The organism is Psychroserpens sp. AS72 (assembly GCF_038900375.1).
Taxonomy (GTDB): Bacteria; Bacteroidota; Bacteroidia; order Flavobacteriales; family Flavobacteriaceae; genus Psychroserpens.
Genome location: NZ_JBBMRC010000005.1, coordinates 304,014 through 318,215, shown reverse-complemented (window position 1 = coordinate 318,215; position 14,202 = coordinate 304,014). Strand labels below are relative to the sequence as shown.

Annotated in this window: 8 protein-coding genes; 1 reads left to right on the top strand and 7 read right to left on the bottom strand. The window is 32.9% G+C overall.

Going from position 1 to position 14,202, the window contains the following annotated elements:
- Nucleotides 1-44: 44 nt before the first annotated feature.
- From WNY78_RS12035 to WNY78_RS12020, 4 genes are all read right to left on the bottom strand, one after another.
- Entirely contained in the window at nucleotides 45-1,958 is a 1,914-nt protein-coding gene (locus WNY78_RS12035) for an OmpA family protein (protein ID WP_342873452.1), read from the bottom strand.
- Nucleotides 1,959-1,976: 18 nt separating this feature from the next.
- Nucleotides 1,977-2,879 (bottom strand): type IX secretion system membrane protein PorP/SprF, encoded by a 903-nt coding sequence (locus tag WNY78_RS12030; protein WP_342873451.1) that lies wholly within the window; start codon nucleotides 2,877-2,879, stop codon nucleotides 1,977-1,979.
- A gap of 69 nt (nucleotides 2,880-2,948) precedes the next feature.
- On the bottom strand, nucleotides 2,949-8,174 hold the full coding sequence (locus WNY78_RS12025; protein WP_342873450.1) for a gliding motility-associated C-terminal domain-containing protein: 5,226 nt from the start codon (nucleotides 8,172-8,174) through the stop codon (nucleotides 2,949-2,951).
- Nucleotides 8,175-8,394: 220 nt separating this feature from the next.
- Nucleotides 8,395-9,357, bottom strand: a complete 963-nt coding sequence (locus WNY78_RS12020; RefSeq protein ID WP_342873449.1) for an endonuclease — start codon at nucleotides 9,355-9,357, stop codon at nucleotides 8,395-8,397.
- 71 nt (nucleotides 9,358-9,428) lie between these two features.
- Between WNY78_RS12020 and hflX the strand changes: the two genes are divergently transcribed.
- Nucleotides 9,429-10,640 carry a GTPase HflX gene (hflX, locus tag WNY78_RS12015; protein WP_342873448.1) on the top strand — a complete coding sequence of 404 codons (1,212 nt, stop codon included), beginning with the start codon at nucleotides 9,429-9,431 and terminating at the stop codon, nucleotides 10,638-10,640.
- Nucleotides 10,641-10,723: 83 nt separating this feature from the next.
- Here hflX and WNY78_RS12010 read toward each other — a convergent pair whose 3' ends face one another.
- The 3 genes from WNY78_RS12010 to WNY78_RS12000 all read right to left on the bottom strand — a co-directional run bounded on the left by WNY78_RS12010 (nucleotide 10,724) and on the right by WNY78_RS12000 (nucleotide 14,187).
- Complete coding sequence (locus WNY78_RS12010; protein ID WP_342873447.1) at nucleotides 10,724-11,665, bottom strand: DUF3078 domain-containing protein; 942 nt, start codon at nucleotides 11,663-11,665, stop codon at nucleotides 10,724-10,726.
- 158 nt (nucleotides 11,666-11,823) lie between these two features.
- Nucleotides 11,824-12,330 (bottom strand): DUF2480 family protein, encoded by a 507-nt coding sequence (locus tag WNY78_RS12005; RefSeq protein WP_342873446.1) that lies wholly within the window; start codon nucleotides 12,328-12,330, stop codon nucleotides 11,824-11,826.
- 21 nt (nucleotides 12,331-12,351) lie between these two features.
- Nucleotides 12,352-14,187: an ABC transporter ATP-binding protein gene (locus WNY78_RS12000; RefSeq protein WP_342873445.1), complete on the bottom strand. Its 1,836-nt coding sequence runs from the start codon at nucleotides 14,185-14,187 to the stop codon at nucleotides 12,352-12,354.
- Between the last annotated feature and the right edge of the window lie 15 nt (nucleotides 14,188-14,202).

Below are 14,202 nucleotides of genomic sequence, written 5' to 3'. Positions count from 1 at the left end.
CGAACAAAAGCCCTGATGATTAATCAGAGCTTAAGGTTTAAATTTTATTGTTGTAGTGGACCACCACTAACAATAATAAATTCAGATCTTCTATTAAGTTGGTGTTCTTCATCAGTACAATTAGAACCACAATCTATTTTTAATTCATTTTCGCCTTTACCTACTCCTGAGATTCTAGACTTATCAATTCCTTTAGAAATCACATATTGAACGGTAGTTTTTGCTCTTCTATCTGATAATCTTTCGTTATATGAAGCTGGACCTCTATTATCCGTATGCGAAGTAGCATTGATTACTAAATCTGGATATTTAGTCATAATTTGAACTAATTTATCCAATTCAAAAGCTGCTTGTGCTGTTACATTTGACTTATCAAAGTCAAAATAAATAGGATTTAGATTAATGGTTTCTGGTCCTACTATTTCTTCTATTGGATCTAACATAACACTTACTTCTACTTCCTCCTCTTGTGAAGCTGAAACTGTTATCTTTTGACTTTCATAACCATCCATGGTTACTTCCAACTCAGAAGCTTTGTCACATTCTACTATAAATTCTACAGTACCATCTGAATTAGTCACTTTAGATAATACTTTATTTCCTTGATCATCATACATTGTTACAGATGAAGCGTTAATTGGATTCCCAGTTTTGCTATCTGTTACTGTTCCTGTAATTAAGACATCACATAAAGGTTGTAGTTTTTTAATTCCGTAGATATCATCACTACCTAATCCACCTTCTCTGTTAGAAGACACATAACCTTCTTCAGTTTCTTCATCTAAACTAAATGCAAAATCATCGGCATTACTATTAATAGGAATTCCGACATTTCTAATAGGTGCCATTTTACCATCAATTTCCTTAGTATAAAAAACATCTAAATTACCTAAACCTAAGTGACCGTTTGAAGAAAAGTAGATTGTATTGTTGCTACTTATAAATGGAAACATCTCTTGACCTTGAGTGTTTACTTTTTGACCAAGGTTAACTGCTTCACCTAATGATCCATCAGTATTAATAGATGCTTTATAAATATCGAATAACCCATAACCTCCTGGCATATTAGATGCAAAATAAAGTGTTTTTCCATCTGGACTAACAGATGGGTTTTTAACAGTATATTCTTTACTGTTAATAGAGAAACCTTCTACATTACTCCAAGTATCTCCATTTTTAGTTGCTTTGAACAAATGTAATTGACTCTTTTTGTAGTTTGTTAATGAATCTTTTTCAAACTCATTTTCAAAATAACTCTCACGTGAAAAATACATTGTTTTTCCATCTGGAGAAAAAGACACTAAACCTTCGTGATATTTAGTATTCACTTTATCTTCAACTAATGAAGCTGCTTGATAACTTCCATCTTCACCTTTAGCTAATTCATAAATATCTAAAAACGGTTCTTCATTCCACCCATAAGTTTTACGTGATGTATTTCTTGCTGATGTTATATATAGTTTGCCATCTTTAAGTGTACCTCCAAAATCAGAATACTTGGTATTAAAACCTAAATTTTGAATATTAAATTTCTTTCCTTTCTCTAAAATTTTTGGTAGATAATCTGGATTTTTATTGAATGCTATTGCTCTATCATCACTAGGTCGCATTTTAGCAAACTTTGTCATTTGAACATTAGATTCTTCATATTTTCCATTTGCTTTAAGCATTTGTGAATACTTAAAAATCATTTCTGGACTATCTGAACTCTCTAAAGCTTTAGCATACCAACGCTCAGCTTCTTGAGTGTTAAATACATTATAATAGGCTTCAGCTAGTTGACTGTAAACATAGGTATCTCCTTTACCATTTTCAACTAATTTTGCATAGTCTTTTGCTGCTTCAACAAATTCAAATTTGTTAAAATGTTTATCAGCTTTTTTGGTACTTGCATTTTGTGCAATTAAGCTAAAACTACTTAACGCTGCGATTGTAAAAAGTGTTAATATTTTTTTCATAATAATTAGCTTAACTGTTTAGAAATATCTTGGTGAACGTGAAACTTTTTTCGGGAAATTTAAATCAAATAATAATAAGAATTCATGTGATGCTGGTGCATACTTCTTAATATCTGAAGTCACAGCATCATACGCATATCCTATTCTCACAGATGGCGTAATAGCAAAGTTTATTAATCCTGAAAAAGAATCATCTAATCTATATGAACCACCTAGTTCAAACTTCTTGAAAAAACGTGCATTTAGGTTAACATCAAAAGATGTTGGTGCTCCAAAAGCAGACTTAACCATAAATGATGGTTTAAGCTCTGTATTGGCAGATAAGTCAAACACATAACCTCCTGTGAAAAAATAGTGTGCTTTCTCTGATCCAATTTTATTACCATTGGCATCTAAATGAACAGAGCTTAAAATATTAGGTACAGAACCTGCAAAATAGTACTTGTCTGTATAATAAAAGAAACCTGCTCCTATATTAGGTGTCGTTGTATTTATATTTTGAAAAAATGGATCGTTAGGATCTATCAAATCTATACCAGCTAATCCAATATCATGAAAAGTAGCTCCTGCTTTTATACCAAAAGCTAAGTTATGTTCACCACCTAATTTTAATGTATATGAGAAATCTGCATACACATTAGTTTCTTTAACTGGTCCTACCTCATCAGAGATAACAGATAAACCTAGTCCTACTTTTTCTCCTACTGGAGAATGTCCAAAAAATGTGGCTGTTTTAGGAGCTCCATCTATACCTGCCCACTGTGTACGATAAAGCAACCCAAATGACAAATTCTCTTTAGAACCTGCATAAGCTGGATTGATGACATTCATATTATACATGTACTGTGTATATTGAGGATCCTGTTGTCCATACACCTGTGTTGCTATAAGCAATACAATAATGATATAAAATTTTTTCATTTGTTAGTTATTTGATTTTAGTTGTTTTGGTTGAATTCAAGAATTCGTATTGTGATTATTAATTGGTTTTTATTTTAAACGTTGTATATAAACCCATGCGGTTCTTCGCTTACCGTTTTCATATTCCATAGTATAGAAATAGGTTCCTACTGGTAATTCGTCACCATCATTAGTTTGTCCGTACCATTCATCTGTATAGTTAGCTTTAGAATAAACTAATGTTCCGAAACGGTTAAATATTTCAAGTTTGCTTACATCATAACTGCTTAAATCAAACCTGTCATTCATACCATCACCATTTGGAGAAATACCTTCTGGAATAACACAACTCTCTAACTCTATGATGTTTTGAGCTGTAACATTAGTACACTGTGTACCATCATTAAATGTTACTTCAATTTCATATAAACCTGCTTCTAAGACTGGAAGGGTTAAACTGTTCTCTCCAGCAATAACACCTCCATCTTGATACCAAACAATAGTAACTTCAGACTCAGAATAATTATTTGGTGTTGCTGTAATTACAATTGGAACAGTTGCATTAGGACAAACTTCATAATCAAAATCTGTTGTAAACGTTGTACTAGGTAATGGTTTTACAATTAAATCGATAGGTACAACTGTATAACAATCAAAAGCGATATTACTTTCTACACGAGCCCAAATCGTTTGAGATGAACTGGTATATAATAATGCTATTGAACTAGTTGCGGTTTCAGCATTTGCTTCCGAAGCATAATACGTTACAGTATAATCTGTAGCACTTTGACCATCTAAGATATTGACACTATGTGCAGCTAAATCAAAATCTGCTATCCCATCTGTATCATCGTCACAAACTTCTATAGGAATACTAAGTGCCGTTGGTGTTGGTCCAGAAATTATTAAATCAAAACTTGTAGTTGCGAAACAAAACTCTGCGTTGGCATCTTCAATTCTAACAAAAATTGTTTGTGGATTTGAAATGTTAGTATAAGGTGATGATAATGCTCCTATATCTGCCTGAGCATCTGCTAAGGTTAAGTGATATGTTACATTAAAATCTGTTGCAACCTGAGTTCCTAAAACTCCTGCTGTTTGAATCTCTAAATCAAAATCTTCAACTTCATCTGCAGAATTATCATCACAAGTTATAATATCATCAACAGCATTCGCTACAGCTTCTTCTCCAAAAGTTATGGTAACAGAATCTTGTGCTTGTGTGTCACATTGTTCGTCATAAACAATAACAGTATATGTACATGTTTCAGTAACGATTAAAGAAGAAGACGTTTCTCCTTCAATGATAAATCCATTACAGTACCACTCCCAAGTATCTGCAAAAGGAGAATCTGCGATTATCTCATAAGAATCAAATCCACAAAGATTTTGATCTTCTCCTAGATCTACTTCTATTTCTGCTGTTATATCACCATCAGTTGCTCCTCCACTATTAGTTTGACTAATTGAAATTATACCTGGATCATCAGAAAAATTAGTTACTAGTAGTAAATAAATTTCTCCTGTTAGAGCGTTATCTATCGTTAAGTTTTCTACGGAAACGAAAGAATAACTACAATCTACGATATTTCCGAAGGGATAAAAATCTGGACTTGTTGTATTATTAGGACAATCATTTGGATCTGGACAACCTAAATCTAATCCATCACAAGCATCTTCTAAATCTGGGAAAGGTCCCCAAAGAACAAAATCAACATCTAATCCTGCTCCGTTTGCATCCACTTGAGAGATTTCAATTTCTATCAATCCAGGATCTCCAATTTGGATAATATTCCAAGTTGGGTTTGGCGCAGAACCTAAACAAGCGATATCTGTTGGATCAGGAATACCTATGATATTTGGTGTCGTTAATGCACCTCCAACTTCTGCACAGAAATTTTCTGCATTTTCACAAATAATATTAGTTGGAGCTTCTTTTATACACAAATCAAATGTTGTTGTTTCAGGATTATTTCCTCCTGAAAACACTCTAACATAATAGGTATTACCAATAACTAATTGAGGTGTCACACTTGCTTCTCCATCTGTACATTCTAATTCTACTAAATTATCACAATCTCCTTCATATAAAGCGTGATCTGTATTAAACCCACCACCTGCAATATTTATGATAGAAATTAATTGAACTTCACTTAATGCTGTAAATTGAAACCAAACATCATCATCTGGATTTCCGCCACAACTTCCGTTAGGTACACCAGAGTCAGTAGCCTCAATCAAAGATCCAGCTGTAACTAAATCACAAGATTGATCATCGTTAACGACTGCAATTGTTGCGTTACAAGGGTTGTCATTTTCTGGAGGACAAGCTAATAATTGTATTGCATTACTATTAATAACACAATTGATATCATCATCATTACTTACTGTAACTATAACATCTACAAGGAATGGGAATGGTCCAATTTGATATATCCCAGTTGCAGAAATAGATTCTGTTGTTGCATCTATATTATTAGATATAGTTAAAGCTGTAGCATCACCTAAACTTGTAATATTGACATCAATTAAAAATTGATCACCATTGTCACAATCATCAACAACTTGATATGTAGCTGCTGGATTTACACATGTAGCACAGGAGACTGTAAAATCAATTCCATCTGAACAACAAAAACTACCTGATTCACAACTTACAGACCCATCTGATGTCACTTGAATAGTAATTGTATCTGTAAAAGATTGAACAAATATACCATCTAATACTCCATTGTTACCTTCTCCATTATATAGTTCTGAACCATTACCATCTCGAATTATTAAGAAATCAAAAGGAGCTCCTTCAATTTCTCCAGTATTTATAGTAAGATTTAAAAGCGAACCATCTGAACTTGTATAAGTAAATATTTCAGAATCATTGTTTCCGTAGCAGAAAAAACCATTGACAGGTCCTACTGTACAATCTACTAAGTTTTCAGTACAAAATTCCTGATTTAATGTTGAACTAGTTAGTGTACAATTAGCATCATCATCATTAGCTACTGTAATTACAACAGGTGTATTATTAGCAAATGGTCCAAAAGTTACAATACCTAAAGCACTTACTGTTTGAGTAGGACTTCCTTGATCATCACTAACTGTAACTGATGTTGCAGAACCTAAATCTGTTAAGTCTACATCAACAAAAAACTCTGGTCCAACCAAACAATTTGAATTCACTGTATAGGTAGCTTCTGGCTGAGTACAAGTTGCACATGCTACTGTAAAATCCCATGGTGTAGTACAGCAGAAACTTCCGGCTGCACAGCTAACTGATCCATCAGAATCAATTTCCATAAATAGAGTATCTCCAGAAGAATTTAATTCTAACCCAGAAAGATCTCCTCCATTATTTCCTTGATATAGTAATGGTGCTGTATTATCTGCTCCATCATATACTAATATTTCATCACAGCAACCCTCAATACCACCAGCGTTAAAAGTTAATCGAATTTGACTACCATCTGTTGAAACAAATGTCCACGTATTCGTATCGTTATCATCGTAACAGTAAGTTATTTGTGTTGGAGCTTGTGTACAATCAATATTGTAAACTGACTGAATAGTCGTTGCGAAATTTATTGGTCCAGACCAAATACTAAATGTTCCACCACCACAATCTGCTCTTACCCAAACTTCATATTCTGTTTCAAAATCTAATCCAGTTATACTTTCTGTAGTTGTTGCTATTGTTGTTCCAGGACCAGAAGGCTCTCCTGTTCCTGCAGGAACAACCACATATTCCCATGAAGTTTCTCCGTTATTAGCAGTCCAGTTTATATCTGCAGATGTACCTGTAATATTAGCTACTGTTATTCCACTTGGAGCAATACAGAAGTCACCACATGATTCTACTCTTATAAAATCTATTGACATATCACCTTCAAAACCAGTACCTGCTCCACCATAACTAAATTCTAAATAGATAACTTGACCTAAATAAGCATCTAAATTAATACCAACTGGTACCCAAGCTTCATCGTCTGTAAGTTGTAAATCTCCAACCCAGCTAAATAAGTTTGTGAATGGACCTGCTACATTATTAGCTATACCAACATTTAGTGTCCCTATATCTTCTCCAAAAGCATGAAAGAAAAACGATAGTTCAGCACCATCAATTGCATCGGTTAAATCAATTGCTGGACTAATTGCAGAGGCTATATCTGTTGCATTTCCTCCTGCTTCATATTCTAAATGAGTACCTGTACCACCATCATAAGCATTTGCTGGTCCTGTATTAAATGAATTAGCATCTGCATCAGTTATATCCCAATTCCCATTAGAACCATCAAAACCGGTCCCAGTCCAACCTAATGGTGGATCTTGGTCAAAATTTTCAGTAAAAACAAAAGATGAAGTACCTGCTGCACATGAAACTCCTATTGGTGCAGGAGGAGGTGTGTTTAATGTTGTAAAATTAATTGGGCCAACCCAATTACTAAAACCATCTGCTCCACAATTACTTCTTACATATACTTCATAACCTGTACTTGGTGTTAATGACGATGCATCATATGCAATATTATCCATAGTAGATACACCTGCACCTGCTGGTAAACCTGTACCTGCAGTTTGAACAGCTATTTCCCAAGTTGTTTCTCCGCCACCTGCTGTCCAACTTATATCTGCCGAATTTTCTGTTACTGCAGCAATTGTAATTCCTGAAGGTTCTGGGCAACTTACCTCAAATATGGATACAGTATCAAAAGCCACACCTTCATCCTGAACTGAACCATCTGATCCAAATGCAACTCTTAAAGTCACACTAGATTCTCCACCTAAACCATTTAAAGCATGTCTTGCAATTAACCAACCAGCTGATCCATTATTTGTTGACACTCTACCTGACCAACCTTCTTGTTGACCTCCTGGTTCTCCTGCAATAGTTCCGTCAGTATACCAATTATTAGAATCACCATTTGCTCCAACGTTTTGCCATGATGTTCCTCCGTCAATTGAAGATTGTAATACCATACCATCCCAACTAAATTCGGAATTCCACCAAACACTCATTTCTATTGAAGGTGCATTTAAAGTTGATAAATCAAAAACTGGGCTTACTACAAATGAATCTTCATTTGCGTTATAAACTCCAGAGAGATTTGTAACCCAGGCGTTTGAGCCAGAGTCTGCAGAATTAATTACGCCTCCAGTTGGAGCTCCAAGAGCCCATGAACCTGCGTTTGTGTTGTCTACAATCCATCCACCATCACCAGATTCAAAATCTTCTAGATATGGATATGTTGTTATTTGTGCCTCGGCACACCAAATTGAAAAAATAAACAGAAATGGTAACGTGAGTAAAAATTTTTTCATATCAATGAATGCTATTAAATTAAATTAATCATTTGATAATTAATATCTTAAAATTGGTCTTTGGGACAGAACTAGCAATAGTTAATAAATACGTCTTGTAGGAAAGACCTATATAAGATACCGAAGATAAAAAAAATGATAGTTAACAGACTGTTAACATTGTTATAATAGATAAAAGGCAATTATTATCGATAAAAAGAAAAAGTATTAGTGAACTTATTTAATGGGTAATATTTATTTGAACATAAACAGGGAAGTGATCACTATAGCCTCCCTTATATTTTTTACCAACATAAGTTCTAAATGGTTGACCTTTAAATTTGCCTTTATATTGTGTTAAAAACTTCTCGTCGAAGATATTAGCTTCGTCAAATTTGAGTTTGTTTTTTTCTGTTTCGAAAAAATTGGTAGAGAATAAAATTTGATCAAACAAATTCCATTTAAAGTTATGGTTTACACTACCTCTACTATATGAAAGCAATGTTTCCATTGGGTTGTAAAGCTCACCCTTATTTGACAATAACTTAATACTATCATTACTTGGATTGTCATTAAAATCACCCATGACCAATATTTTAGGGTTTATATGGTTTTCTTTTAAACTATTAATAATTTCAACCACTTTCTCAGCAGCTTTGACACGTTTAGGGTTAGAAATTAATTCTCCTTCTCGTCTTGAAGGCCAATGATTAATAATAAGGTGTAATTTTTCAGATTTAAACATTCCTGTGACTAGCAAAATATCTCTTGTATAATCTTGTTCACCAATCTCATCTTCTAAATACACAGCATATGTTTTAGATGTTTCAACAGTAAAAACAGTTTTATCATAGATCATAGCAACGTCAATACCTCTTTCATCTTTTGAGTCATAATGAACTAAACCATAATCATAAGGCTCTAAGTCTTCACTTTTAATTAAATCATTAATGACATTTTTATTCTCTATTTCTGCTAAACCAATAATTGCTGGTGGTCGTTGAGTGTTTTCAAAACCTATTTTAGAGATCACTTGTCCTAATTTATAAAGTTTTCTTTCGTACCTTTTTTTTGTCCAACGTTTTTCTGAACCTGGCAGAAAATCGCCATCATGTTTTGTTGCATCATTATGGATATCGAATAGATTTTCGAGATTATAAAATGCAATGGTATATTCTGAAGTTTTTAATTCTTGGGAATTCACAACACAAATTTAAGTTTTAAAATGCAATACACGAACATTCAATTATGTAACTTTGTTTTTTATTAAAATTTATGATTGAAAAAAAAGACATAGCACTAGAAAAAGCAGTACTCATTGGTGTGGTTACTAGAGAACAAAATGAAGATCAATCTAATGAGTACTTAGATGAATTAGAATTTTTGACGTATACAGCTGGAGGAGAAGTTTTAAAACGATTTACTCAAAAAATGGACATGCCAAATCCTAAAACGTTTATAGGCTCTGGTAAAATGCAAGATGTTCAACAGTATATTGAAGATCATAATGTAGGAACTGCCATTTTTGATGACGAGTTATCTGCTGCTCAAGAGCGCAACATCAGTAAAATTTTAGGTTGTAAAGTTTTGGATAGAACCAACTTAATCTTAGATATTTTTGCGCAACGTGCTACAACGAGTTATGCACGTACTCAAGTAGAGTTAGCACAATGTGAATATTTATTACCTCGATTAAAAGGAATGTGGACACACCTTGAAAGACAAAAAGGTGGTATTGGTATGCGTGGTCCTGGTGAAACAGAAATTGAAACAGATAGACGTATTGTTCGTGATAAGATTGCTTTGTTAAAAAAGAAGATTAAAACTATTGATAAACAAATGGCTGTACAACGCGGTAATCGTGGTAAAATGGTACGTGTGGCTTTAGTTGGATATACAAATGTTGGTAAGTCTACTTTAATGAATGTGATTAGTAAAAGTGATGTTTTTGCTGAAAATAAATTATTTGCAACATTAGATACAACGGTTAGAAAAGTTGTCATACAAAACCTTCCATTTTTATTAACAGACACCGTTGGTTTTATCCGAAAATTGCCAACGCAACTTATTGAGAGTTTTAAGAGTACTTTAGATGAAGTAAGAGAAGCCGATTTATTACTACATGTTGTAGATATTTCTCATGCTAATTTTGAAGAGCATATTGATTCTGTAAATAAAATTCTAGGTGAAATTGATAGCTCTAATAAACCTACAATCATGGTGTTTAACAAAATTGACGCTTATAAAGCTGAACCTTTTGATGATGATGATTTAGTGACCGAAAGAACCTCATTACACTATACTCTTGAAGAATGGAAAAAAACATGGATGAATCGAGTTGGGAATAATGCTCTATTTATTTCGGCAATAAATAATAAGAATATTGATGACTTCAAAAAACGAGTATATGATGAAGTAAGAGAGATTCATGTGACTCGCTTTCCTTATAATAGTTTCTTATATCCAGATTATTCTGAAGAAGAATAATTTCCGAAGAAAATAAGATATTAAAACAAAAAAAGCATCTCGAAATTAACGAGATGCTTTTTTAATTTATGCAATAATTACATTTAGAATTTGTAAGTCAATCCTAATGTATAGTATGTTTGTAAATCGTTATCTACATTGTCAAAAGTAGGTGTTGCACCTGTTCCTATTGGATCAAATTGACCAAGAGCATAGTTTAAAGCTTCTTGCTTGTTGCTTCTTAAACCAAAATCAAAACCAACACCAATCATTTTCCAAAGTGTATAGCTAAATGAGTTTGTCCAAGTTGCGTTAGATAAGTCTCCACTCTTGTAACTTTGAAACATAGATAAGTTAGATTTGAAAGCTACAGCTCCTATTTGACGTGTATAATCTGCAACTATTTTTGCTCCTAAAGAAGATTCAAATACATTGTCATTATCTGCAAATACAAAATTGTAGTTTAATGGGTGAACCACCACGATTAAATTTTCTATTGGAGTCCAAGTTGCACCAATACCAATATCTAAATAACCAGGATCATTGAAGTTATCTAAGACTGTTGTTCTATATTCCATTAAAGCAGAAGCAGCTAATTTTTCGCTTAATTTTCTACCATATAAAGATGAAATATTAAATACATCTGTTGTAGGTTCAAATTTGTCTGAATCTAAATCTGTATCTTTATTATCTAATTTTACCCAACTAAAGTTAGTTGCTAATGAATTTCTCCAGAAATATTTATCTTCAAGTTTATTTGCGAAAGCATTGAATGAAATACCAATATTTCCTGAAGAATTATTTGCTGCAGCTTGAGAATACCAATTGTTAAAGTTTGATAAGCTTCCTCCAATAACTCCAAATCCACCTATTCTCCATCCTGGAAGTGCATCTATTTGAGCTTGTAGAGCATCTGCTTCTGCTTGTGCAGCATCTGCAACGCTTTGTTTTTCTGCTTTTTGAGCCTTTAATTCTTCTTTAGTTTGAGAAAAACCAAAAGCTATTGATAACATCAATACAGCTGTTAAAAGTACTTTTTTAGTCATAATTTTAGTTTTAATAGTTTTCAATTTATTAATTAAAGGTGCAAATATAATTCTTTCTCGATTTTTAGATTAAAGTTTTAATTTAAAATGAGTGTTTATTGACACTACACCATTGGTTTAGACTCTTATATTTATATAAAGTCACAATTAATTTCTATTTATTTTTTTTTATATAATGGAACCGAAGAACATGCCTCACCATACATTATAGATTTGGCAACTGGCTTTAATTTACTAGACAGCATAATATAAGCATTTGAAGGCACTGGTTTATGAGCACAACCTTTAATTATCAGAGGTTTATCTTGATAAGGCTCCACATCTAAATTATTTATAATGTCTTGATAAATCGAAGTTTCTAAAGCTTCTAAATCTCCTACATTAACTTTTTTTGCATAAGGCTGTAATTCTATAGTCAATAACATAAAAGCCCAAGCAGGAATAATAGCATCTGTAGAACAACCTAAGGCTATGAATTGATTTTGATGTTTTGACCAATCATAATCTTTAACCAATTGCCTAAAATCTTTTTCTTTTAGCACAAAACCTTCATACAACCAATCTTTGATATCAAAAACGACACGCTCACCTTCTGGATAATAATCTTCTAGATCTACAACCATTAGTTTACTGAGCGCTACTCTATTTACAATCTCTTTCTCCATAATACAAAATTAGGTTATTTTCTATTGATAGCCTTCTGCTTGAAGAGTGAATAATTCTGCATATAAAGATTGGTTAGCCATTAATTCTTCATGCGTTCCAATTTCTAGAACTCTACCTTCTTCTAAAACGAGAATTCGGTCTGCTTGTCTAACCGTTGAAAATCTATGAGAAATAATGATACTAGTTTTGTTTTCGGTTAAAGCAATAAAACGTTGGAATACTTCACTCTCTGCTTTTGCATCTAATGCAGATGTAGGCTCGTCAAGCACCATAACTTCAGCATCTTTCATGTATGATCGTGCTAATGCCACTTTTTGCCATTGTCCGCCAGATAGGTCTTGACCTTTTGCAAAACGTTTACCTAATTGTTGGTTATATCCTTTTTTTAATTCTGAAATGACATCACTTGCCAAGCTCATTTCCGCAGCATTTTTAATTTTATCCAAATTATCTATCTCATCAATATCACCAATAGCGATGTTTTCTTTAGCAGTAAATTCATACTTAAAGAAATCTTGAAAAATAACACCAAAAAACTCTTGATATTCTGCCTTATTAAATCGGTTAATATTAATTCCATCTAATAAGATCTCACCAGATGTAGGTTCATAAAAACGCAATAGTAATTTTGTAAGCGTCGTTTTACCTGCACCATTTTGTCCAACAAAAGCTAACTTTTCACCTGCATTTAACTTAAATGAAATGCCTTTTAGAATTTTTGTGTCAGATCCTGGATATGAGAATGTGATGTTTTTAAATTCAAATCCGGTTTTTATTTTAGCTGGTACTGGTTGATCTTCAATATGGTTTGGTTCTATTGAAATATCAATAAATTCAAAATAGTCTTTTAAGTATAATGCGCTTTCAGTAATTCGTGTGAATTTGGAGAAGAAGTCCTGTAAATTTCTAGTCAATCTATTAAATGAACCAGATAAAAAAGTAAGTTCACCTAATGTGATTACACCAGTAACAACTCTGTAAATTATAAACACATAAGCACCATAATAACTCAAAGTTCCCAGCACATTAAACAAAAACCCTAAAGCAGATCGCTTGATTGCTAGATTTTTATTGAGGTCGTAATATTCTTGTGAGAGGTTTTTAAAACGATCAACGATAAAGTCTGTGAGACCAAATAGCTTAATCTCTTTTGCTGTTTCATTATTGGCACCAATATATCTTAGATAATCTAATTCGCGACGCTCTGTTGTCCAACCTCTAGCTAAAGAATATTGCCGTTGACTAAACCAAATTTCATTTATAAACGATGGAATGATACTAATAACGAGCAGTATAATTAAATAGGGCTCAAAATAAATTAAACCTGCAACTAAAGTGGCAATAGAAATAAGACTTTGGACTTCGCCAAGTGCATTAGACATTAAACCTACACGTCCTGTGGTTTGTGTTCTTGCACGTTCTAGTTTGTCGTAAAATTCGGAATCTTCTAAAAGACTAATATCAATTTTATTTGTCTTTTTAATAATATTAACTGAAGAGTTAATAGAATAGGCATCTCCCAAAAGTCCATCTGTTAATGAGATGGCTCTACTTATTAAATCTGAAAGAATAATAAGACCAAACTCAATACCAACATATAACCAAAGTGTAGATAAATCTGTAACCTCAGCTTTTGCTTGTAAGATAATTTCGTCAATGATAAGTTTGCCAATCCATAATATGATTACAGGCAAAACTGCTGCTATTAAACGACAAAAAGCAGACCCTAAAAAAAGTGTTTTATTGGTGTTCCAGATTTCTTTAAAAAATCTGGGAATATAAATTAAGGCTTTAAAAGACCCTTTGAGGTTTACTTTATTTCCCTCAGTTATAGATTTGGGTTTTTGTCTAGGCATTTAAAAATATAATCT